The sequence below is a fragment of the Mesorhizobium sp. M4B.F.Ca.ET.214.01.1.1 genome (genome assembly GCF_004791545.1).
Taxonomy (GTDB): domain Bacteria; phylum Pseudomonadota; class Alphaproteobacteria; order Rhizobiales; family Rhizobiaceae; genus Mesorhizobium; species Mesorhizobium abyssinicae.
Map to the genome: position 1 here is coordinate 613,925 of NZ_SRUX01000002.1, position 22,198 is coordinate 636,122.

Here is a 22,198-nt window from a genome sequence, read left to right on the forward strand (position 1 = left end):
ATTTTCGGACGCGCAGACTGTAAATGGATCTGTTTCGGACGCACTTACCATTCACATGGCAGCCAATGGCGGGCGCCTCTTTGCATCGGAAGACTCTACCATCCAGGAAGTCCCTGCAGGATGTATCTACGTCTGACAATCGCGGAAATATGTGCTTGAACGGCCTGGTAGAAATGACATTAAAAAGCCCGCCAAAGGCGGGCTTTCGAAGGCGATGGGTCATGGAGCCATGACATCAACTGGCGCTAATGCAGCCAGAGGTGCCCCTTCTTGGGACGGACGATGTGGTCGAACATTTTCATGGCATCACCTTTCGTGAGAAACCGCTAAATAACGTAGGTATGGCTCTTTGGTTCCGCAAGACCCGTCCCACGCTGCCGCTAGCGTGGACAAGAACCAGATCCGGTCAATTTGGCTGGCTTGTCGAGGGTCAGGGTCATCGGTCGGCTCAACTCCGCGCCGAGATGCGCCAATTCGTCCCTCACTCTTATCTGAATCTTGCCTGACCAGTTGGTGAGATCCTTGGCGTCAGCACATTCGATCATTGCGGCAATCGGCACACCCTGTCCTTCTGTCAAGCTAAAGGCCTTCAAAACGCTTTCGCTTCCCAAAGCCTTGGCGATGGAGAAGGTCTTCCAGTCATCAACCCGCTTCAGGTCGATGTTGGCCGACCATGCCGCCGTCTGCGAGTCTGCCTTCAGGCCAACCACTTCAATCGATGCATCAACGTCGCCGTCATTCGTGACCACTAAGCCGTCGATGACAAAGCCAAGCACGAGGGTGAAGTCCTCCGGCTTCTTGATCGTGAAATAGTTGCCGGGCCTGACTTCGAGCCGCGATACCGCCTCGCCCTGTTTTAGATGCTCGTCAAACAGGCGTTCGTGGCTAAGGGATAGGGCCTTCGGGATCGGAGGCGGTGGCACCGGGCGGGGCAGGAGATAGTAAACCAGTCCTGCCAAAGCGATTAGCAACAAGACAATTGAGGACCATCTTGCTAGATCACGCCTTGCCAATGCACGTGTATCGACAATCTTTTGCAGATCGACGCCGTTCTTGATTTTGTCGTACAATTTTGAGGCTTGAGCGGTATCCTGATTTTTATGGGCCAGGAACGCCCGGAGCGCTTTCAATCGCATCGCATCATCTCGGAAGGTCCTGAGGATCTCCAAGACCTGGCGTTCCGTGAAAAGCGGATAGCCTTCAACAATGATCCGAAGCGACTCCTCCGCCGCTGTGACTTCCTTCGCGGGACCGACTACATAAAAATAGGCAATGAGAGCAAGGAAACCGAAAACGCCGGATGTGCCCGCTATTGCAGCGACGACCTGCGGCTCCACCACGATGCGACCCCTCCATCCACACAGCAGCACGCCGCATCATGGCGCTTCGCCGAGATCTCAACCTAGCACGACTGCCCAGAGCTAAACAACTTCTCGAACGGGCGATCAGCAGTCGATTGTCGCCCTCTCAGCAACAATGTTCGGTTCCGAACTCGTGTCATTTTGCTGTCAATTATGTTCTCACTGATTTTTTACGCCTTCTGGCTTTTACAAACTGCTCCGTTTTGTCTTATGGTGCTGCGTGGGTGTAATTCTGGGGGTGCAGTACATGCCGCGCAATTTCGATCAATTGTTGAAGGACTTGAATTCTGCGACCGCCGTCGGGTCACTCTCGGAGACTTACGAAAATGTTTTGCTGCCGGATGTACTGGCATTCGGCGCCAATGTAGAGAGCAGTCCGACTCAGGACAACATCGCGCAGTGGCTTCGCGTATATTCAATTATATCGGGGCTGGCGATCGAGGGAGCCCCTGAAATAACGGAGCGTTTGGCCGCTGCCCATCCAGCAGAATATGATTTGGCCCTCAAGTCGTTGCCGGCCCCAGTCCAGAGCGACTCAAATGCGTTGATACTCGCCACGCACGGCCCAGCTTTCACGTTCAAGGATCTGGAAACAGCAACCTCCGAAATCTTCGCATCGTCGACCATCAGCGCTGCGCTAAGCGGAGGGTTACCCGTTCTTGCCACATTCGTTGCCACAGCCGCGATGGATACCTCGCGCGTGGCTCGATACACCGGGACACTGACGGTTTACGATCCCAACAAGAATGTCATCGGGACCTATAGCGCCTCAACCGGCGGATTCGTCGCGGACTACAAAAAGCAGAATGGACCGACCCCTCCCGGTCTCTACATCGTCAGCAATTATCGCTCGGATCGGACTGGCGCTCCTGGGATGAGCCGCGGAGGGATCAGCTACTCATTCGATCTGTCCGAAGTGGTCCCAACCGCGTATAGGCCGGGCGTCTATCGAAGTGCGTTTCGGATTCATCCTGATGGTCCGCCGCCCGGCACACACGGGTGCGTTGGTGTCGACGAGGACGGCGCGACGCTGCGGGACTGTGCTCAAAAGCTCAGTCAGACCCTTCAAAGCGGACACTTCCAATTGCTGGTCAGCTATGGGTCGAATCCCCTGGCCACAAGCTGATCCCGCAGCTTCGAAGCTACCCGTGAGGTTCCGGAACGCTGCTGCAGCGTTCTCCGCGGCTTGGCATTAAGAAGCAGAAAACCGTTGGCAAGTAGACCTCCATCTTCCCGCCCCCCTTAACGATCAACAATTTCCGGATGAAAATCGCCATGCCTGACCCCTCTCGCTACGCTACTCCACCAGACAATGACAACTCAGCCTTGGCGTGGCAAATCGTGCAAGAAAGCATCGAAGCCATATGCAATGCAGATCCGGGCGCGGTGAAGGAAATAATCCTTGTTACGCCGGTCAAGGACCAGATCAAGAATGGATCGCTCGCAACCCATCTTGGAGAGCAGAGCGCAACGTCCCTTTTCAAGGGGGACAAAATCGTGTTGCCCTCGGGGGTTAGCTGTCGCCATGCGAGTCTGAAGACGATGGGGCGCTCTGCCACCGATGCTGTCGTCGTCGTCTACTATGCCGATGACGAAATGCTGGAGAAAGCAGATGGTCTACTAGGGCCTCGCGGAATCGTCGCCGTTCCCTGGGTCGATGGCGATATCGACAAATGGATCAAGCGCTGGAACCCAACGATCATTGGCAAGGCCCCTGCTCCGGCTGCAACGTTGCTCAGCGATAAGGTGGTCGAGCGGGCGCTGCTGGCGCTAACCCAATCGGTCAATCTGTCTAAAGGCGCCCTTGGTCCTCTCGACAAACGTGATGCCGAGGAAGTGCTGCGCATTCTGCGAGCACATGGCCACGCGTTGACGCCTGACGATATCAAATCCTGGGCCATAAAGAATCGCTGGAAGCCTTCAGCGGCCGCCGAGTTGGGGAAGCTCGCGGCAAAAATTGGCAAGCTTAAGGCCAAGCCGTCGCTTTCCAAGTATCACAAGCCACATGATCGATACCAACGATGGCTTCATTGACGTCGAGCGGGCTAATGCATTTGCAGCATGAGCCCATACCTTGACCGGGCCTGGTCTGTTTCCTCGCCGAGCCCAATCCTAAGCCACAAGGCAACACGAGCACCGCAAAGCTGAACCCACGGCCATCTGATGATCGGAGGGTTTTAGAATGAGAGGGTTTTACCGCCAGATTACGGACGCCGTTCTCGCGCAGCTCAATCAGACAAGCACTGGCACCTGGATTTGCCCCTGGCATCGTCCCACGGGTGGCCTGCCCATCAATGGCATAACGGGACAACGATATCGCGGCGCAAATGTTCTGAGCCTTTGGTGCTCCAGCGACCGCGCCGGGTATGCTGATAGCCGGTGGGCAACCTATCGCCAGTGGCACAACCAAGGTGCACAAGTTCGCCGCGGTGAAAAAGGCACCGTCGTGGTCTTCTACAAACCCATGGGGAGCCCCGACGGCGACGGAGTCGCAAATGCCTCGTCCGACCGCCGTTACGTCCTGCGCATGTCCGTGGCCTTCAACGCCGAACAATGCGATGGCGTCATCCCGCGGCGAGAGCAGGCGAACGCCCAAGGTTGGACAACCTCCAACTTCGATGAGTTCGTCGAAAAGACAGGCGCCACTATTCGCTTTGATGGAACCAAGGCTTATTACAGCCCAGTCTCCGACGAAATCCGGCTACCTGCACGAGACTGCTTCAGCAATGCGCAGGGCTATGCAGCCACCCTAGCCCATGAACTCATCCACTGGTCTGGGGCCAAGCCGCGGCTAGCGCGCGATCTTTCCGGTCGCTTTGGCGATCGAGCCTATGCGGCGGAAGAACTCATCGCGGAGCTCGGGGCCGCCTTCGTCCTTGCGGGGCTGGGCCTGGCAAGCACCCCTCATCAAAATCATTCGGAATACATAAAGGACTGGCTGCCCCTCTTGCGCGAAGATCCTGGCGCGATCTTTTCCGCGGCAGCCCAAGCCTCACGAGCCGCGGATTGGCTCTTCGAGATCACCGCGCAAAATGCTGGCGAGAACGGGCCGCCCGCTGGCTGAGGACGACGCAAAAACATCAGTAGCTCGACGAAACCCCACAGCCCTTTTTCCGAGGCGGTTCATGCTCAAATTCGTTCCATGCCAACTCGCCACGCCCTCTCGCACTCTGCCTTCGGGTGACAACCTTCTTTTCGAGCCGAAATACGACGGATACCGGTGCCAGCTCTGGGTCCGAGACGGCAAGCTTCGGCTCTTCACCCGAGGAGGACTGGACTGGACAACGCGTCTCGGTCGATCGCTACCGAGCGAGGTGCCACATGAGCACGACTACGTGCTCGACGGCGAGATCTGCGTGCTCGACAAAACAGGCCGGCCTGACTTCGGACTGCTCTGCAAAGCGCTTTCCGATGTCAGTCTGCCCTTTTCATTTTTTGCGTTCGATTTGCTTGCGAGTTTTGGGCAGGACCTGACCTGGCTGCCGCTACGCGCCAGAAAGGACGTCCTTTCTCAAGCGGTCGAGAGCCTGAACATCGAGGGGCTGAACTTCGTTGACCATTTCAGCGATGGCGAGGCCCTAGCCGCAAGGCTTGAGGCAGCCCGCTGGGAGGGCCTGATGGCAAAAGATGGCCACGCGCCTTACAAGCCAGGCGAAAGGTCTCCTGCCTGGAGAAAATTCAAATTCAAGCAGCGTCAGGAATTCCTCATAGCGGGATGGCGACCCGACAACAAAACCGGTGCCGTCAAGTCCATCGTACTGGCGACCATGGATGACGGCGCCCTTACGCTAAGGGGTAGCGTAGGCAGCGGCTTTTCTGGGAGCCAAAGAAAACAGCTGGCCGAATTCCTCTCAAACCCCGCCTCTCTTGACTTGTCAGCGCCTCAAGCGACCATCAAGGGCGACATCCGTTTCGTGTCTCCACAGCTCGTCGCCGAAGTCGAATTTCTGGAATTCAGTTCGAGCGGTTGCGTGCGGGGCGCGAGCTTTATCGGCCTACGAGAGGACAAAGCGGCGAGGACGTGCAGCAGGAGACGTTTGCCTCTGACTCCACTGAGAAAATCGCTGAGCCCCTGGCCGCATAGCGGCTAAGACTTGGCTGGTTAAAGCCCTATTTATTATTACCCGATGACGACGTACGTAGACCTACGACGATCTCCGATGAACACCCGCCAAGACCCAGACGAACACCCAAGACGAACACTCCAGACCAACACCCAAGAACGACACCAGATATGAACAGAAAAGGTCCACCTACCCAAAATCGACCAATGACCTCAGCCTAAAAAGCCTACCAATTTCTTGATCTATGATCCGGCCCTCTAGGGCGTCTCCAGAAATTGCTGCCCCCCTTCATTGAACCTTCCGTGTCACTGACAGGAGTTCAAATGGAAACGGCACTATCTCTCACCTACATCGAACCTACCTTTGGCAGCTCCGACCGAGCCCGCACTGTCTTCGAACGACCGCTGGTTCATCCGCCGCTGATCCCTGACTTTGTCCGCAGGGCCAAGCACGCCTTCGTCTCGACGGACAACCGCTTCGGCGCCGCCGCTAGGCTCCTAAGCGCCCTCTGGCGCGAAGAGCACAAGCTCCCGATCGGCGCACTCATCGTAGGCTCCAGGGGCGATACACGGAGGATCAAGCTCGGATCCCGAATATCCGCCGCAGCGGCCCGGGCCGGCGCCAACTTCATGACCAACGACGTCACCGCCTTGGCCAAGGCCGAGCTTCTCTTTCGTGAACCGGGATCCGTATGGGACGAAGAGCGCCTGTGGACCAACCTGCTTTCGTCCCAATGCCTCACAATCAACCTCTGGGCGCCATTTGCCTTCGACCTCGACCTCGCCAGTGCCGTTTGGCGCAACCTCTTGCCGGACTTCGTCCAGACCGTGACGCGAATCCGGTTCGAACATAGTCCCGGCCGATTCCAGGAAAACTACTTCGGCGATGGCACCGCCTTTGACGTCGTCGCGGAAGTCGTCACACCGGACGGTGAGATCGCTTTCATTGCCGTGGAGGTTAAGTACGTCGAAGAGATGCTGGCGCCCGCTGCGCGCCACCGCGATCGCTATGACGAGACAACGCGCGAATCCGGGCTTTACCTCGACCCTGAGGATCCCTTGCTCAAGCGCCCTGGGTTCGAACAGCTTCGTCGCGAACATGTCATGGCGCAGCTCATGGTCGACCACGGCCTTGCCGCACGAGGCAAATTCATAACCATCGCACCACGCCTCAACCGACGCGCCATTGCGTCGAGCGCGATGTACGCCGCTGAACTACAGGACGCTTCAGGCAACACCCAGCACGACGACGGAAGAGAGCGTGTGGGCTTCGAAGCCTTCACTGTCGAGACCATCATTCGTGCGATCGCGGACGCGGGCGAAGCGGAATACGCCTCCCAGCTTTGGGGAAGGTACTGCGACTTTCATCGAGTCGTCCGTCACGTGATGGAGACGATCGTCACAACCCCGGCCGGCAAAGCCTTCGACCGAAACAGTGAGGATGTCCAGGACGAAGCCTGACCCGTTCATTTCCGGCACTGACAGCTAAGGCGACCTGCGCGGCGGTGACGTCCCCGCGCAGGTCAACCTTCAAATCGCTGCCCCACTCGGCTTCGGTCCGATGCTCAAGCGGCTGTAAAGGCGCTACATTATGCAGCCGTTCCTATCCATCGCTTGATCGATCCTTCGATCGCTCTCCCATCCCTTCCCTTCCATCCTTCCATCTCTTCCATCCCTTCCCCTCAATCCGAGAACCACGACAACCAAATCCACCAAGAGGAAAACGTGCAATCTGCCCTCCACAAACCCGACGACTCCATCCAGATGCAACGCGCTATCAAGCGCCTAGTGAGCAACGGATACGACGTTTTGAGGAAATCGCCTCACCAACTGAAAGTCGGGCCGTTCAACTTCTATCCGGACAGGGGCACGATCACTCAGGATGGCGCCAAGCGAATCGAACAGAAGGGCATCGAGCACTTCATCACTCGTCTGAAAGAGCGCGAGGTCCCCACGAAGTCCAGGTCTCTGTTTCGTAAACGAGAGAACAAGGACGCCAGCCTTACGATCGTACTCGAGCCCGATAGCCTGCCGTTCTAAGCGTCAAAGTTCGCCGCAGAACTCGAACGAGAGCAGTGGCCGCCAACTACTTCGAGGCTAAGCCAGCTTCCACCAATCGACGGAATGCCTCCGATCTGGTGGGGAGGTCAGGCTGACCGCGTCGCCATTCGTCAACACGTGCAAGCAAATCACTCGAGAGCCGCAACTCGAAGCGCTCGGTTTTGGTGTCGGCGGGATCAGGAGTATTTGACAATCGGAATGTCCGTAATGTACGGTATGTACGTAACAAGTGGTTCGCTCTCTCAGCCGAACGACGTGCTGCAACACGTCGCTCGGCTTAACCACACCCCAAGCTGTACGGAGCTCGGATCATGGCTGATTCCGACAATACCACGACTTTGCCTTTCGTCATCGGCAGGAGCACATATGCCCCAAACGCTCATTGGGATGCGGGTCGCGATCGACGCACACATTCATCATCCTCAAGAAGGAATTCTCGCAGTGCCGCGGTGCCTACGATTCGCGATCAATTTGGCAGCGTCTTGGCTAACGCGCCCCTGGCGCCTCCAATTTATCTGTCCCGTTTCCCGAGAGGCGTCAGAAGATCCAAATAGCTAACCCCCAGCGCCTCAGCGAGTTCATACACAGTGATGACGGTCGGATTACGCTTACCACGCTCTAAGTCACTCAGGTACTGCTGACTAAATCCTGAGCGGGCCTCAACCTCCTCTTGGGTGAGTCCCTTTTCACGTCGAAGGCGAGCGAAATTCTCTCCGACCAGAGCGCGCATATCCATGCAGCACTGGGTTGCGGAATTCGTCGCGCAAAAGTATCAACTATAATATGTATTTGCCAACGCGCTTCATCGCAGGCGGCCCTCCCCTTGGACGCAAGCAATCTTCGTGCCGCTCAACTGAACCCGCCCAACGCCACAACAGCCACTGAGGGAAGAAATGGACGTCAAGCGACTTCTAGCGCCATCACTATTGGCAGCGGTCCTCGGCATCGAACCAGTAGCCGCTTCGTCGACAAGTTCGTTCATCGATGTCTTGAGCGGCGGGAGCAGCTCCAAAATGGACCTAGTCGCACAGAGCGAGAGCGACGAGCAAGTCGTGCCAGGCATCTCACCCGTATTCCTCGCGAAGCTCTCGGCAATCACAGAAGACGCCTCCCCCACAGACAAAAAGCTATCCGACATTGACTCGCTGGTGCGCTCCTACGGATGGCCATCAACCCCACCAGCCATTGCGCAGGTTGTCGCCGCTGCCCGCGTCAAAATACTGGCCCAAAAAACGAAACCGGCAGATCTGATCGTCGGTGAGATCCCCTGTGAAGATGTCACAATCGACTTCAACAGCAAGCAGCAGTGGTACCCTGGAGGAACTCCCTTCGGAATCCCTTTCGAACAATGGACCGTTAGTTCATTCAACGCGTTGAAAGCCCGAATATCCGAATGTGGAAACCCAGATGGACAAGGTCTGATCAGCTACCTTGATTATTCCGTGGGAAATCCGATGGCAGAGCGAGAGGCGGACTCGGATCGTACGAAAGAACTCCTGGATGAGCTCGCCGCAATCGTACGGGATCAGAAAAATCCGACGCAAAGACTGGCCGCTATCGACGACTTTCTACGGCGCCTCAAATGGGCGGCCCCGCCCGAGGTGGAGCGAGAGATAGAGCGAGCCATGGCAGTCGCGCAGGTTGAGGAGCGAGCGACAGAATCCGCTCAATCCCAAGCCACAAGGCAACGAGAAGAAGCAACCATAAAAATCGACGACGCCGCCCTCCAGGAGGCGCAGGAGGTTACGATTTTCAGGCAATTCTCCACAAAATACTACGTTGCAAACTATTGCGCGGAACACGACGCCTTTTTCACGGCCGAGGAGGTCGAACGCCTTCGAGCGGAACTCCAGTCGACATTCGCCGCTATGCACTTATCCCAAGAGAAAAGAGACGCGGCGTGGAACCACATCCAGGCCACAGCGCCAGCGCAGCTTGCAGGCGTTGCCGATGAGGATTGTGCATCCGAGAAGCGAGCCTACGCACTGATTTGGCCTCAGGTTTTTGCTCCGACCAGCCCCGTCGAAAACCCGTTTTAGATCGGCAGATGTAGAGCCCAACGCCGACAGCCCTTTACGTCGAGCGCCACGATGGCGCTTGGCCTGTCTTCAAGACGATCCAAACGTCCTCGCCGGCACTCCCGGCGCCGTCCCGCTCTCATCATGCCCTACGAGCATTGCGCCACGCATATTCCGGCGGGCGAAACAACGCCGCTCTAAATGCTGGACGGTGGTAAAGAAGAGCACACGCCAAACGAAAATTGATTGCGGCTGGGCTGCCCTGCATCACTGAGCCGAGCCTGGTTCACGCCTGCTTTGGCTCGTGTCGGCGCCCCGCCGGGCCCCCAATTCATTCAACAGCTCGAGGGAAACGATCCGCAGATGAAGATCAGCGCAACCTACTCGGCGGAAGACAACAAGGTTCGGCTTTACGCTTCTTCTCGCCTGGATAGCGAGACCTACCAACGCGTCAGAGACGCTGGTTTCGTCTGGGCGCCAAAACAGGAACTCTTCGTCGCTCCGAAGTGGTCTCCTGCGCGAGAGGATCTGGCCATCGAATTGGCCGGTGAAATCGAACCGGAAGAGATGACGCTCGCGGAACGCGCACAGGCCAAGGCTGACCGCCTCGACGAACTCGCAAACAGGCGCCATCGCCAGGCAAATGCATTCCAGCGCGCCGCGCAGGATCTATCCGAGGCGTTCGCCTTTGGACAGCCAATCCTGGTCGGACATCATTCGGAACGCAAAGCGCGAAAAACCCAGGAACGGATGCAAGCCGCCATGACCAATGCCAACAAGGCCGAGAAGTTGGCAAACTACTGGCTCTATCGCGCCGAAGGCGTCCAACTGCACGCCAACTACAAAAACGACCCCCGCGTGCGGGCCAACCGCATCAAAACTCTGCTTGCCGATCTGCGCGACATGCAGCGCGAGATCAATCACGCCCACCTCACACTCGCGATGTGGGAGAAGATTACCCAGGACGAAGCCATCAAGGTCGCGGTCGGCCGCAGCATACCCACGGGCCAACTTGCACCTTGGGACCTTTGGGGCAAGGTCGAGAAAGGTGAGGTGTCGCCCCAGGAGGCGCGGCAACAATGCATTGATTCCGCGCAACGATCGATTTCCAGCGACAAGCGGCGCCGCTACATCCAACACACGCTCAACCGGCTCAGCTACGAACGCGAACTGCTCGGGCCGGTGCGCCGATACAAGGGTGAGCTCACGCCAGTGATCCTACAGGCCTTTGCCCGCGAACACGGCGCGCACAAGCCGCAAGCGCGTGCGATCGACTCCGACACCTTCGTGCTCGAAAGCGAGGCCACGCTGCCACTCCACCTCGCCAACGACACGAAGCTTTCATTGTCCGCCGAACAATGGCGCGACCTGATGCAGTCCGCTGGCTACGAGGTCCCGCAGGAGAAGGATGCGTTGCCGCCCATCCTGAACCTGAAGGCAAAGGCGCTCCGGTCGCGGCATCGCTATTACCGCGATCAGGTACAAACCTTCCGGGTGGTCGAAATGACCAAATCAAGATATGCCCAGTTTCATCTTGAGCAGCGTGGATGTCGGTTGTCTCTTTGCGGCGGCTTTCGCTTCCGCATCTGCATCGACCCGAACCATGAACCACGCCACCTGGCGCCCTTCGTGGCCGCCTTCTTCACCGACGCAAAGGCCCACCCAATGCCCGACAGCGTCGCCACGCTCGAAAACTTGGATGGCGCACAATGAAGCGCGCCATCTACACCCGCCCCGATAAGCCGATGCGGATCCTCGTCAAGCGCCGCGACAGCTATGGCAAGCTGGAGCCCATCCGGGTCAACGAACCCGTCATCGTCGACAAGTTCACTGAGTGCCACGTCACACCCGACGACGTGGCCAACCGCATGGTCGCATACCTTGGTCCGCAGGGCGATTTCCTCACGCTGGAACCCAGCGCCGGCACCGGACAACTCACCAAGGCTTTACTGGCGTCCGGTCACAGCCGATACGAACTCACGCAGGTCGAACGACACACCAGGCTCGCGAGCGGACTTCATCAATTCGGCCCAGTCATCAACCGGTGCTTTCTTGAGTGGGCTGCCGAGGTTAGAGGACGCGTCGAATACCCGCGCATCATTATGAACCCGCCCTTCAGCGAGGTCCGCAAACACGTCGCGGCCGCACTACCATTGCTCGGACGCGGCGGTCATGACCTACCCGCGGTCCTGGTAGCGTTGGTGCCGACCACATTCGTACACGCTGACGCCGAAACGCTCGAGATCCTCCCGACCGACACTTTCGCGACGGCCAAGGTACGCACCAAAATCATCGGGATCACCAAACCAAACTAAGGCGTTCGGCCCACTCTGTCCCTCTTCTTGATGACGCAGCACGCAAGCACGCCCCGCGATCAGGGCCTTGCTTGTTTTATTTATCGGGCCACCGATTGGTCTTTCGAACGAGGAGCAATTCATGAAGTTCAGGATCTACCACGCCTATGACGAGAACCGACATGGCACCGCATCAATCGTCAAAGCCACCCAAGCCGAAATCGACCATTATTTTTGGAACGACGCGTTCGAACATAGCGAACACCTCGACGCCGACACCATGGAGGAATTCAAGGCGCTCTTCGATAATGACGTATCGGAGGCGATGGCGAGCTGCCGTCCGTACACTTCATGGGGCATCGACCGTGATGAAATCGAGACAGCGCCAATCGTGCCCACGGATGTGGTAAGCGCCGCGCGTACCGCGGTGGAGGCGCTCGCCTTTGCGCGTGACTGCTTGAAAGCGGCCGGTGCCCTTCGCGCCGCGAACAAGACACGGCTCGCGCTCTCCTCAGCCAAGGGAGCAGTCCGCCACGCCGAAAACAAGTCCTACGACCAGGTCGGCCATCTCAGCCAACTGGTCGCCAAGCACGACGCCGCCATGGCGACAGCACGGGCCGCGCGGGAGCCCTTGCCCGCCATCAAATGGTCGGAACGGGGCCGTGAGCCGCCCGTCCGCTTCGAGGCAACTCATCAGAAAGTGGCCGAACAAAATGCTCCCGAGAGTTGGCTGAGGTAAGCAGAAACAGCCACCCGCCAGCACCTTTCATCTCGTCCCAGAGTCGAACACATCTCCTTTATCGGTTTAGTAACTACGCAATGTCAGATTATTGCGTGGGACAGGGGCAGAATCTTAATAGAGAATTACCGATCGCCGCATTTATCAGGCGATGGTCCAATCTTGATGGAGGTCAAGAGCGGGCAAACTACTCTCTTTTCTTGGCAGAGCTTTGTGATGTAATTGGGGTTAGGCGACCCGATCCTGCACTGGCTGCTCACGATTTCAACGACTACGTGTTCGAGCGGCGCGTCGAAAGAAAGCTCCCTGACGGGACGACCGAGGCTGGGCGCATCGATCTCTACAAGCGAGGGTGCTTTATCCTTGAGGCGAAGCAAAGCCGCCTCCGCGGCGGTAAGAAAGCGGTGCCAGAAGGTCAGACGGACCTATTCGCCACAGCGGAGAGAGGGCCCGTCGACACAGCGGTGCCCGGCCTTGATCATGTCATGGTCCATGCGCGCCGGCAGGCGGAAGGATACGCAACCAAACTGCCCGCGGACCATCCCTATCCGCCCTTCATCATCGCGTGCGATGTCGGGCGAGCCATCGAGCTCTATGCCGATTTTTCCGGTTACGGACGCCACTACGCCCAGTTTCCCGATGCGCGGCAGTTTCGCATCGAACTCAGCCAACTGGCGAATCCTGATAACCGAGAACTGCTGCGCGCGGTATGGGAACAGCCCCAATCCCTAGATCCGGCACAGAAGACGGCCAAGGTAACGAGAGAGATTGCCGGGCAGCTGGCGGAAATCTCGAAAGCCCTTGAGGGACGCGGTTTCGAGGCACGCAGCGTGGCAGTTTTCCTCATGCGGTGCCTTTTCACGATGTTCGTCGAGGATGTGGGGCTGCTCCGCAAGAAGGGCTTCACGGAGCTGCTTACGAAGTGCGTCGACGACCCCACCCGGTTCACCTTCGAAATCGACGACCTCTGGCGGCACATGGACCGAGGAGACTATTCGCCCGGGATTGGTGAGAGGCTGCTTCGATTCAACGGCAAGCTGTTCAAGAACGCGGCGTCGCTTCCCCTGACCACGGACGAGATACGTCTTCTCCGCGACGCCTCGGATGCGGACTGGCGCGATCTGGAGCCTGCAATATTCGGGACCCTGTTCGAACAGGCGCTGGACCCGATCGAGCGCAAGCGTCTCGGTGCGCACTACACGCCCCGCGCCTATGTCGAACGGGTTGTGGATACCACGATCATCGAGCCTCTCACCAAGGACTGGATTGGCCATCAGTCGGCTGCCGAGCGCGAAATTCGTGCTGGCTCGACGGCAGCCGCCATCCGTGAGGTCGAAGACTTCCTCAGGCGCCTGGCGTCCGTGCGGGTACTCGATCCGGCATGTGGCACGGGGAATTTCCTGTATGTCGCCCTCCGTCGGATGAAGCAGCTGGAAGGCGAGGCGCTCAAGCAATTGCAGGATATCGGCGGCGAAGAGGCGGTTGCGCGCGTCACGGACATCTCGGTGAAGCCGGAGCAGTTCTTCGGCATGGAACTCAACGAGCGCGCCGTCGAGATTGCCGAGCTGGTGCTCTGGATAGGATACATCCAGTGGCACATGCGGACCCGGTCCACCGTCCCGCCCGAGCCGGTCCTAGGCAGCAGCGACCATGTTCATGCGAAGGATGCGCTCATCACCTGGACAGGCTACCCGCATCCGCAGCTCAAGCGAGACGCGTTGGGTAAGCCCGTAACCGATGGCCAAGGCAACGAGCTCTATGTCTATCCGAATGCGATCAGCGCCGACTGGCCCGAGGCTGACTTCGTCGTGGGAAATCCTCCATTCATCGGCGGGAAGGATATTCGCGGGCGGCTGGGTGCGGGTTACGCCGAAGCCCTGTGGGGTGCCCACCCGCAGATGAACCCTGCGGCGGACTTCGTGATGTATTGGTGGGATCATGCCGCCGAACTGCTCGTCCGGAAGGGAACGCGACTGCGCCGTTTCGGCTTCGTCACGACCAATTCGATTACGCAGGTATTCCAACGGCGGGTCCTTGAGAGACATCTGGCAGGCACTTCGCCCGTTTCCCTGGTGCTCGCCATTCCCGATCATCCATGGACTAAGGCATCAAAGGATGCCGCCGCGGTCAGGATTGCGATGACCGTAGCGGAAGCTGGCGAACGAGGTGGCGTCGTGCGCCTCGTGACGAAAGAGGCAGGTCTCGACACCGACGAGCCCATGATCGAGTTCGTGGAACGTGAGGGGAAGATCAATCCCGACCTCACAATCGGGGTCGATGTCACCAGAGCGAAGGCACTGGTAGCCAATGATACGATCTGCTCACCGGGTGTTAAGCTTCATGGCGATGGCTTCATCATCACGCGGGAAAAAGCACTGGAACTCGGCCTTGGAAAACGCCCAGGCCTCAACCGTCACATCCGCGAATATCGAAATGGCAGGGATCTGACATCGCGGCCCCGTGGAGTGATGGTTATCGACCTGTTTGGTCGCGCTTCCGATGAAGTCCGACGGGAATTCCCCGAGGTCTATCAGCACCTGCTGGATACGGTGAAGCCGGAGCGGGACCGAAATAATCGGGCCTCATATCGAGATAAGTGGTGGTGGTTTGGCGAACCACGACGGGAACTCCGACCAGCAATGGAAGGCTTGCCCCGTTACATCGCCACCGTCGAGACCATGAAACATCGCATCTTCCAGTTCATGGAGGCCACGGTGCTTCCAGACAACATGCTGATCGCAATTGCATCGGATGATCCCTTTCATCTCGGCGTTCTATCCTCGAAAATCCATGTGACCTGGGCGTTGCGCGCCGGAGGCCGGCAGGGTGTTGGCAACGATCCGAGGTATTCCAAGTCTCGGTGCTTTGATCCTTTCCCGTTTCCCGACGCCACCGCGTCGGCCCGCGTCGAAATCGGTGCCATTGCCGAAGAATTAGACGAGACGCGAAAGAGGGTTTTCGCAGAGCACCCCGACCTTACTCTCACCGCGCTCTACAATGTTCTTGAAGCTGTCCAAACTGGCGCTGCACTCACTCACAAGGATCAGGACATCCGAAGCCGCAGCCGTGTTCTGATCCTGCGGGAGCTTCATGATCGTCTCGACGCCGCCGTCGCAAAATCCTTCGGGTGGAAGGCGGATCTCGACGCTGAGCAGATTCTCGACGGCCTCGTGCGGCTTAACGAAGTCCGGGCCGCAGAGGAGCGGGGGGGATTTATGAAGTGGCTGCGCCCTGAGTATCAGATCGACAAGATTGGCCCGCTGGCCCACCGGGGCGACCGCATCCAAGCGATCCTCTCGACCAAGATCAGGGTGAAGAGGGCCGCATTCCCGGCAGCACGACTGGATCAGGCGCGGGTCGTGCTCGACCTCATGGCCCGTGCGAAAGCGCCTCTCTCACCAGAGGAAATCGCTCTAACGTTCACATCGTCGGATGAAACAGTCGCCGAAGTGCGGGACGTGCTTCAGTCATTGGTCAGGCTTGGCCAGGCAGAGAGCTACGATAAAGGAAGAAGCTTCTTTCGAGCCGCATAGCGCCGCTCCTTCATATCACCTACCTGTTCGTCAAATCGCCTGCCGGATAGGGGCCGGTAGCGGCCTGTCCGGACAGCATCTTTGGGCAGGGCATAGCCGACCTTCAAGTGACGAATTCGTTGTCTTCGACAAGCTCACAGTTGTCGCCGCCCGGCACCCGCCGTCTGTTCGATTATGACCGCGGCTGGAGCGGGAGGCGTTCTATCGACCGAGTTCGGCGGTTGAACATTGTCAGTCGCCCCCCTGTTAACCGAGCAGAGCAATTCATCTAGGTGAAATGAAACTGCTTTCGGAGCAAACAACAATTTTGCGAGCACCACGAGTGAGTGCGACATACAAGTCCTGGGCAGAGAAGGACGAGGTGTCCAGTAACACAGCTACATCCGCCTCGAGTCCCTTCAAAAGGAGAGTGCTTCCTACAGCTCTGCCCTTGATTTCGCGTCCAACCACTCTCTGCTGTTCCCGAACCGACATCGCGAGCTCATGAAATCTTTCAGCATCTTCGCACGAATTCAACGTCCGGAGGCAGGCCGAAAGAATTGCAGGGCGATGTGGTCTTACCCCTGCCTGCTTGTTTATCTCCACAAGCACCTTGTTCGCATTCATGGGAGAAGGACTTGCAGCGAAGTCTAGCGTGGCCTGCTCTGCAGCGGATGCTGCTTTTGTCGCCGTTCCATTTCTGAGGGCGTTGATCCGGGCCTTCATCGACGATCCATCCACGCCCGTCATGACCGACGCGGCGAAGTCGATCAGATCGCTGGTCGCCGCGGCATCGTCGAAAGAGAACGTCTCGGCGAACTTGACGAAGTCGGTCAGGTCGACATTCTCGACTACCACCGCGCCAGGAGTATGCCGTGCTACATTTTGCTGCCGTGCCTTGTCTGTTCCAGCGCAGAGGATAAGGATCGACCCTCCCTTGACCGGAGCGGGGGTTCGAGCCGCCTTCAACAGCGCTGGCGCATCCTTGGGACCATCTATTTGCATCCACTCGACTTCCTTTGGTGCCTTGAGCAAATCGATCGCTGAGCCCGAGCGGAGCAGTGGGCGAATGTCGAGCAGCCATTGTCCGAGGTCATGACAATCCACATTGTCCCAGCGGTAGGGAACGTCGAGTTCCCCAACAAGTGGAAAGAATTTGAGCACCTCCGAATCCCAATCTACCTTGGGTCCCGACCAGCCGAAGATGCACTGAAGGTCGTCTCCGAGGACGCAAGTCGGAAGCAGGCCCGCCAAAGCAATGACGATGTCGTGCTGGGGTTTCATGCAATCCTGATATTCGTCGACGAAAAGTCGCGAGTAGCTGGCCTTCAAGACGTCACTGACATGAGCCGCGTTCAGCAATCCCAGCGCGTGCTTCTTTAGCGCCGGATAGTCGCGACTTGGGATCTTGAGCTCGAGAAGCGCCGGATGATGCCCACTTCGTCCCGGGAAAGTGGAAATCAGTTGCAGTGCCCATCCGTCGATCGTCGTTAGACGATAGTTCCGCGCCGGGACGCTCAGTCCGTCGAGCCGCTTTTTTAGCGCCGCGACGCCCGCGTTGGTGTGGGTCAGCACCAAAATTGGCTTCGCTCCGTCATGGCGAGCGAGCGTCGATGCGATGAGATGCGTCTTGCCGCATCCGGCAGGTGCGCTAATGCATCCCCGCTCGATTTTCAGAAGGTCCGGGACTTCCTTCATTCGGTTGCCCAAGCGATGATCGATTTAGCGACCGTCTTGAAGGGCACATCAAAGTCCTTGAATCTGGGCCCTATTACCTCTCTGGCCAAAAACTCCATCCGCCCGGCGTCTTTAAACCAACCCTTTTTGCCACCTGCCGCCTTCGCGATCCATGATTTCTGTTCTGGCGATAGACAATCCAGATCGGCGAGGGCCTCTGCGCCTTCGAGATCCAGTTTTCCGCCCGAAGCACTTTTGAGCCTGCTATCCAGAAACTCTACATCGTCAGGGTTCAACCGTTCGGCCGTTTTCAAGATTGCCAGGATGACCGAATCCGTCGCCGAGCAAATAATGGCGTCTTCGATCGACTGGCCTTCGGCCCAATGAAAAAGTGTTCCACCGTTTTCGACGAAGGTTTTCGCCTCCGCTTCTGGAATGGGCCTGTCGTTGTCGATGAAGATGCCGACGCGATATCCCAGCGCCTGAAACGCCGCCGCCCTTTCGAATGGCCGCGTCTCCGACCCTCCATCGCAATCGAGCAAAGAGACCCCCGCGGCGTCGATGGATTCCGCACCTTTCTCCTCGACCCGGAAAAGGTCTATACCCCTTAAGAAGCCGATCTCAGTCTTTCCCTCGCAAACAAGCACGGACTTGGCGAGGAACGAACTCGACGTGGCCCGCAGCGCTCCTTGGACTTCGCGGGGCGCGGCAAGAACCGAAGTCTGGCCGCCGGCCTTGTCCTGCCGAACGATGAAGAGCTGATTGAAAGCGAGTTCCTGCAGCGCTACTGGCGAATGGGATGTCGCGAAGACCTGCATGGTTGGTTCGGTTTCCTTGGACCCGAGAGATTTCAAGAATCTCACGATGCGATGCGGTTCCAGTCCCATTTCGATCTCGTCGATCAGGGCAATCGATTTCGACCTAGACGCTTCTTTGTGCAGCCCAGCGGTGAGCAAGCGCTTCGAGCCAGTACCCATTCCCCTCAGCGGAATCCCGGTTTCGTCGTGCAACGATATGGACCCCGACCCAAATGCGACGGCATGGATATCTAGCATCGCAGTCGCGGTCGAACCGACCGAGATGCCGAGGCCCTTCGCCGTGGCGTTGACGATCTCGATCGCGTCTTTAAGCTGGTCCTTCGCCTTGTCAGCGAACGCTTTCCTGGCGTCACGCGCGGCGACCGAAAGGACGCCAGAAGTGTCGGGTTTCTCATCCGAGAGCTTGTTCAACAGTGATCCACGGCGCCATGCCAAATGACTATCGCCACCCGCACCTAGCCTCAGCGGTGACAAGCGTTCCCGATCCGCCCACTTGAGATTTCTCTCCAATCCCTTCGCGGCCGCCCTTGAGGACTCCAGTGACCACGCAGGTTCCAGATCTTGAGCCACCGTCAGCCGCAGGCATAGGGCCGTCTCGAGGCCACTGCCTGGCTCCTCCTCGAGCTCGTTCTTGGCGGCGTCGTACCCACGCAGAAAATCCCCATAGGCATCGATGCTCTTCAGGGCGTCCTCAAGCGCACCCAAGATAACCGTGATCGACAGCGGTTGCGATACGTCGACGTTGTGGAAGTCGGTGTCGGTGAACGAAACGATTCGCTTCGCGCCCAAGCAGAGGTCGATCGCGTCGAGCACCGACGTCTTGCCCGAGTCTCCGGGTCCAATTAGACAATTGAATCCTGGTCCGGGGTTCCAGGATAGGCTCTTGATACCTCTGAAGTTCCGAATTTCTAACTTTCTGATCGCCGGCATAGCCCTTTACCCCCTTTTAGCAACATCGTCGAAGACCAGTTCCGCAAGAATCCGTCCACTTCGCGCCAACCTGTAAATTTCGTTACCCGGCGCCAATCCAGCTTCGCACAATCCTGCGGTAGCTTATTGATCCAAGAGATTCGGGTTCATGGGTAATAGCTAAGGGGAGAATAGCGGTTGTATAAGCCTGGGGGTACTATCGCCGAAGCGCTTGGCCGGATACAGACGAAGAGCTACGTTCTTCCGGCAATCCAGCGCGAGTTCGTCTGGAAACCCGAGCAGATTGAGCGGCTGTTCGATAGCCTGATGCAGGGTTATCCATTTGGCACTTTTTTATTTTGGAAGGTGGAAGCTTCTACGAGCTCGAAATTCAAGTTTTATGACTTTGTCCTGAACTATCACCAGCGGGACGCCGCACATTGCCCGGAACTCCCGAAGCTTTACCACCAGAGCGTTACAGCGGTTTTGGATGGCCAGCAACGCCTGACGGCGCTGATGGAAGCAGGTTGATGCGCGAGCCGAGATTCACAAGTTGGTGGACGAGCTCAACAGGATCGGAACGGGATTTGCGCTGAGCCAGGATTTTGTCCTGAAGGCCGGCCTCATGCTCGCCGATATCGCTTCAGTCGGCTTCAAGGTGGAGAATTTCACGACCGCCAACATGCTGGCGCTCGAATCGAATTGGCCGGCGATCCGTGCTGCGCTGGTCCGAACGGTAGAACTCGCCGCCAGTTTCGGCCTGAATGGACAGACACTCAGGGCCGACAGCTCTCTCCTCCCGATCGCATATTATCTTTACAAGCGTGGCGCCCCCTCAAACTATGTCACCCATAGCCAGTTTGCGGAGGATCGAAGTGCGATCCGAGGCTGGCTGGTGAGATCAATTGTCAAAGCTTCCGGCATTTGGGGCAGCGGTCTCGACACCTTGCTCACAGCGCTCAGGGAGATGATCCAATCCAGTGGCGCGGCAGCGTTTCCAGTAGAGCAACTTCGACAAGTGATGAGCCAGCGTGGCAAGTCTCTAGCCTTTGAACCTGCCGAGATCGAGGACTTGCTCCATCTGGAGTACGGAGACAAGCGCACCTTCCCCCTGCTCTCGCTGCTGTTCCCCTTCGTCGACCTTCGCAACCAGTTCCACGTTGATCACGTGTTTCCGATCTCGCGGTTCACCGCGGCTAAACTCCAGCGCCAAGGTTTCAGCGATTCGCAGGCTGAGCTCATGGCTCGCCATGCGGACACGCTACCCAACCTTCAACTACTTGATGGCGCGATCAACAATGAGAAGCGAGCAACCCTACCCGCGGCATGGCTTAATGCACACTTGCCTGACGCCATTGGCCAACAGCACTACTGCACGAACCATGAGCTCGGCAACGTGCCTGCAGATCTTGACGGCTTCGAAGCCTTTTATACCGCCCGCCAAGATCGTCTCCGGGTCAGGCTAACCGAACTGCTTGGCGCGACCAACGCCGCCCCCTGACCTAGTGCCTCGATTGGGGGAACCGGCAAGATCACACTGCATGGAAGATCGGGGCTGGCACCGAAAGGCAACGTGCCGGTCCCCGATCGACCCTTGAATCTCGCCGTCCAGGTTAGCGGGACCCTACCCTCTTGTTGCCAATCACCTCAAATGCCCTCTGGCCAGCGGATCTCAAACTCCCCTGTTTCTAAGGGCCAGGCCAGCCCGAAGCCGTTGTCCAGCGCCAGACTTAGATCGTTCTCGCTCGTCACCTTCGCGCCGACGAGAACGATCTGGCGACCGCTCCACCGCTGATGCTGCCGGTAATCGAGCAGTTGGCCAATGGCAGAGCGGATCGCGAAGCGAACCGTGGCCGGATCAGCGGGCTTTATCTCGACCATCACCTCAGGCATTCCCTTAACAGCAAACCGAAGGTCGTCTCGGAAACAATTCGGGAAAGTGATACGAGGATATTGCTTGCTGAGAAACGCAACGAATTGCTCATGCAGCGTGTGGTGCGGCAGCTCCAGCTGGCCTCCCAGGGCCCGGGTCTCTATCGGGCGATATTCCGATGGGAGCGACGGCTGGGTCGTCCATGGAGGCCTTTACCCTCCTGACGAACGCTCTGGCGGAGCGATCGGTTGTATCCTCGGCATACCACCAACTCGCCTGGCCACTCCAACCTTCGCCACGCTGTAGTCGAAGATGGCGCTCTTCGGGCCGCAATACAAAGGCGTTTTCGGCCAAGGTTTTGACCATGAACGATCTGATTTTGTCCCTTCGGTGCTGAGCGGAAGGGTAACGACCCTTGAATTCTTGGCGACGGCGATACAGCCGCGCATTGCGATACCATCCGACAACCATGCGCGGATCTCGGCCTTCTTCCGGAGCGGTCCACACAATATCTACCCCGTCGATAAAACCGTCGGACTTTTCTGCGCCCAGGTTCTCGATGAGCACTTGCCGATCCAATGTGCCCTTAATCGTCTCGAAGTGGCCGTATACGTAGCCATCGTCGGCCTCGACAAAATTGCATTCTTCGCCGCAAAACCCCTCCCTATTCGGAAATGCTCCACCCCCAAGCGGCGGGTCGTCTACGCTCCGCCCGCCGTAGTCCTTCATCCAAGCGATATTGCAGAACAAAACTGGCATCTGTCGGTCTCCGCCGAAGGGACCTCTTACCGATTACGATTCCGCTCGGGCATCCCCTCCCCCAATTCGGACCGTAGGTTGAAACGTTCAAACGAGCAGATTGAATAGAAGATA

19 protein-coding genes are annotated in these 22,198 nt (G+C 57.9%); 14 read left to right on the top strand and 5 right to left on the bottom strand.

The window, feature by feature from the left end; genetic code table 11:
- Positions 1-380 precede the first annotated feature (380 nt).
- Positions 381-1,340, bottom strand: coding sequence for a hypothetical protein (locus EN857_RS06205; RefSeq protein WP_135858128.1), 960 nt, complete (start codon positions 1,338-1,340; stop codon positions 381-383).
- A 268-nt stretch (positions 1,341-1,608) separates the two neighbouring features.
- Here EN857_RS06205 and EN857_RS06210 point away from each other — a divergent pair, with 268 nt between their 5' ends.
- The 6 genes from EN857_RS06210 (at position 1,609) to EN857_RS06235 (ending at position 7,464) form a co-directional block, all read left to right on the top strand.
- On the top strand, positions 1,609-2,487 hold the full coding sequence (locus EN857_RS06210; protein WP_135858130.1) for a L,D-transpeptidase family protein: 879 nt from the start codon (positions 1,609-1,611) through the stop codon (positions 2,485-2,487).
- 137 nt (positions 2,488-2,624) lie between these two features.
- Positions 2,625-3,395, top strand: a complete 771-nt coding sequence (locus EN857_RS06215) for a hypothetical protein (RefSeq protein ID WP_135858132.1) — start codon at positions 2,625-2,627, stop codon at positions 3,393-3,395.
- A gap of 148 nt (positions 3,396-3,543) precedes the next feature.
- Positions 3,544-4,425 (top strand): zincin-like metallopeptidase domain-containing protein, encoded by an 882-nt coding sequence (locus EN857_RS06220; RefSeq protein ID WP_135858134.1) that lies wholly within the window; start codon positions 3,544-3,546, stop codon positions 4,423-4,425.
- 61 nt (positions 4,426-4,486) lie between these two features.
- Positions 4,487-5,452: a non-homologous end-joining DNA ligase gene (ligD, locus tag EN857_RS06225; RefSeq protein ID WP_189521634.1), complete on the top strand. Its 966-nt coding sequence runs from the start codon at positions 4,487-4,489 to the stop codon at positions 5,450-5,452.
- 296 nt (positions 5,453-5,748) lie between these two features.
- Positions 5,749-6,885, top strand: coding sequence for a hypothetical protein (locus tag EN857_RS06230; protein ID WP_135858138.1), 1,137 nt, complete (start codon positions 5,749-5,751; stop codon positions 6,883-6,885).
- Positions 6,886-7,149: 264 nt separating this feature from the next.
- Entirely contained in the window at positions 7,150-7,464 is a 315-nt protein-coding gene (locus tag EN857_RS06235; protein WP_135858140.1) for a hypothetical protein, read from the top strand.
- Between the two features lie 532 nt (positions 7,465-7,996).
- On the opposite strand, the gene EN857_RS06240 is transcribed toward EN857_RS06235, so the two are convergent.
- Positions 7,997-8,221, bottom strand: a complete 225-nt coding sequence (locus EN857_RS06240) for a helix-turn-helix transcriptional regulator (RefSeq protein ID WP_135858142.1) — start codon at positions 8,219-8,221, stop codon at positions 7,997-7,999.
- Between the two features lie 157 nt (positions 8,222-8,378).
- On the opposite strand from EN857_RS06240, the gene EN857_RS06245 reads away from it, so the two are divergent.
- The 5 genes from EN857_RS06245 (at position 8,379) to EN857_RS06265 (ending at position 16,069) form a co-directional block, all read left to right on the top strand.
- Positions 8,379-9,524 carry a hypothetical protein gene (locus EN857_RS06245; protein ID WP_135858145.1) on the top strand — a complete coding sequence of 382 codons (1,146 nt, stop codon included), beginning with the start codon at positions 8,379-8,381 and terminating at the stop codon, positions 9,522-9,524.
- A gap of 342 nt (positions 9,525-9,866) precedes the next feature.
- Entirely contained in the window at positions 9,867-11,216 is a 1,350-nt protein-coding gene (locus tag EN857_RS06250; RefSeq protein WP_135858148.1) for a DUF3560 domain-containing protein, read from the top strand.
- Complete coding sequence (locus EN857_RS06255) at positions 11,213-11,818, top strand: methyltransferase type 11 (protein WP_135858151.1); 606 nt, start codon at positions 11,213-11,215, stop codon at positions 11,816-11,818. Before EN857_RS06250 ends, EN857_RS06255 begins: the two co-directional genes overlap by 4 nt.
- Before the next feature lie 121 nt (positions 11,819-11,939).
- Positions 11,940-12,536 (top strand): hypothetical protein, encoded by a 597-nt coding sequence (locus EN857_RS06260; protein WP_135858154.1) that lies wholly within the window; start codon positions 11,940-11,942, stop codon positions 12,534-12,536.
- An 80-nt stretch (positions 12,537-12,616) separates the two neighbouring features.
- Complete coding sequence (locus EN857_RS06265) at positions 12,617-16,069, top strand: DNA methyltransferase (RefSeq protein WP_135858156.1); 3,453 nt, start codon at positions 12,617-12,619, stop codon at positions 16,067-16,069.
- 264 nt (positions 16,070-16,333) lie between these two features.
- Here EN857_RS06265 and EN857_RS06270 read toward each other — a convergent pair whose 3' ends face one another.
- On the bottom strand, positions 16,334-17,746 hold the full coding sequence (locus EN857_RS06270; protein WP_135858160.1) for a UvrD-helicase domain-containing protein: 1,413 nt from the start codon (positions 17,744-17,746) through the stop codon (positions 16,334-16,336).
- Positions 17,743-19,473 carry an ATP-binding protein gene (locus tag EN857_RS06275; RefSeq protein ID WP_135858161.1) on the bottom strand — a complete coding sequence of 577 codons (1,731 nt, stop codon included), beginning with the start codon at positions 19,471-19,473 and terminating at the stop codon, positions 17,743-17,745. The genes EN857_RS06270 and EN857_RS06275 overlap by 4 nt, the downstream gene beginning before the upstream one ends.
- Before the next feature lie 177 nt (positions 19,474-19,650).
- On the opposite strand from EN857_RS06275, the gene EN857_RS35520 reads away from it, so the two are divergent.
- On the top strand, positions 19,651-19,983 hold the full coding sequence (locus tag EN857_RS35520) for a DUF262 domain-containing protein (RefSeq protein ID WP_245511269.1): 333 nt from the start codon (positions 19,651-19,653) through the stop codon (positions 19,981-19,983).
- A gap of 25 nt (positions 19,984-20,008) precedes the next feature.
- Positions 20,009-20,953 (top strand): hypothetical protein, encoded by a 945-nt coding sequence (locus EN857_RS06280; protein WP_245511270.1) that lies wholly within the window; start codon positions 20,009-20,011, stop codon positions 20,951-20,953.
- Positions 20,954-21,099: 146 nt separating this feature from the next.
- Here the strand turns inward: EN857_RS06280 and EN857_RS06285 are convergent, their stop codons facing one another.
- Positions 21,100-21,333 (bottom strand): hypothetical protein, encoded by a 234-nt coding sequence (locus tag EN857_RS06285; protein WP_135858163.1) that lies wholly within the window; start codon positions 21,331-21,333, stop codon positions 21,100-21,102.
- 304 nt (positions 21,334-21,637) lie between these two features.
- On the opposite strand from EN857_RS06285, the gene EN857_RS06290 reads away from it, so the two are divergent.
- The gene (locus EN857_RS06290) at positions 21,638-22,192 is read left to right on the top strand and encodes a hypothetical protein (protein WP_135858164.1); all 555 of its coding nucleotides are present in this window, start codon (positions 21,638-21,640) and stop codon (positions 22,190-22,192) included.
- Positions 22,193-22,198 lie beyond the last annotated feature (6 nt).

Excerpts from the sequence above, each read along its gene's own strand:
- EN857_RS06255 (WP_135858151.1), top strand. The coding sequence starts at position 11,213 with ATGAAGCGCGCCATCTACACCCGCCCCGATAAGCCGATGCGGATCCTC.
- EN857_RS06230 (WP_135858138.1), top strand. The coding sequence starts at position 5,749 with ATGGAAACGGCACTATCTCTCACCTACATCGAACCTACCTTTGGCAGC.
- EN857_RS06265 (WP_135858156.1), top strand. The coding sequence starts at position 12,617 with ATGTCAGATTATTGCGTGGGACAGGGGCAGAATCTTAATAGAGAATTA.
- EN857_RS06285 (WP_135858163.1), bottom strand. The coding sequence starts at position 21,333 with ATGGTCGAGATAAAGCCCGCTGATCCGGCCACGGTTCGCTTCGCGATC.
- EN857_RS06275 (WP_135858161.1), bottom strand. The coding sequence starts at position 19,473 with ATGCCGGCGATCAGAAAGTTAGAAATTCGGAACTTCAGAGGTATCAAG.
- EN857_RS06250 (WP_135858148.1), top strand. The coding sequence starts at position 9,867 with ATGAAGATCAGCGCAACCTACTCGGCGGAAGACAACAAGGTTCGGCTT.
- EN857_RS06270 (WP_135858160.1), bottom strand. The coding sequence starts at position 17,746 with ATGAAGGAAGTCCCGGACCTTCTGAAAATCGAGCGGGGATGCATTAGC.
- EN857_RS06210 (WP_135858130.1), top strand. The coding sequence starts at position 1,609 with ATGCCGCGCAATTTCGATCAATTGTTGAAGGACTTGAATTCTGCGACC.
- EN857_RS06215 (WP_135858132.1), top strand. The coding sequence starts at position 2,625 with ATGAAAATCGCCATGCCTGACCCCTCTCGCTACGCTACTCCACCAGAC.
- EN857_RS06290 (WP_135858164.1), top strand. The coding sequence starts at position 21,638 with ATGGCGCTCTTCGGGCCGCAATACAAAGGCGTTTTCGGCCAAGGTTTT.
- EN857_RS06240 (WP_135858142.1), bottom strand. The coding sequence starts at position 8,221 with ATGGATATGCGCGCTCTGGTCGGAGAGAATTTCGCTCGCCTTCGACGT.
- ligD (WP_189521634.1), top strand. The coding sequence starts at position 4,487 with ATGCTCAAATTCGTTCCATGCCAACTCGCCACGCCCTCTCGCACTCTG.
- EN857_RS06220 (WP_135858134.1), top strand. The coding sequence starts at position 3,544 with ATGAGAGGGTTTTACCGCCAGATTACGGACGCCGTTCTCGCGCAGCTC.
- EN857_RS06245 (WP_135858145.1), top strand. The coding sequence starts at position 8,379 with ATGGACGTCAAGCGACTTCTAGCGCCATCACTATTGGCAGCGGTCCTC.
- EN857_RS06260 (WP_135858154.1), top strand. The coding sequence starts at position 11,940 with ATGAAGTTCAGGATCTACCACGCCTATGACGAGAACCGACATGGCACC.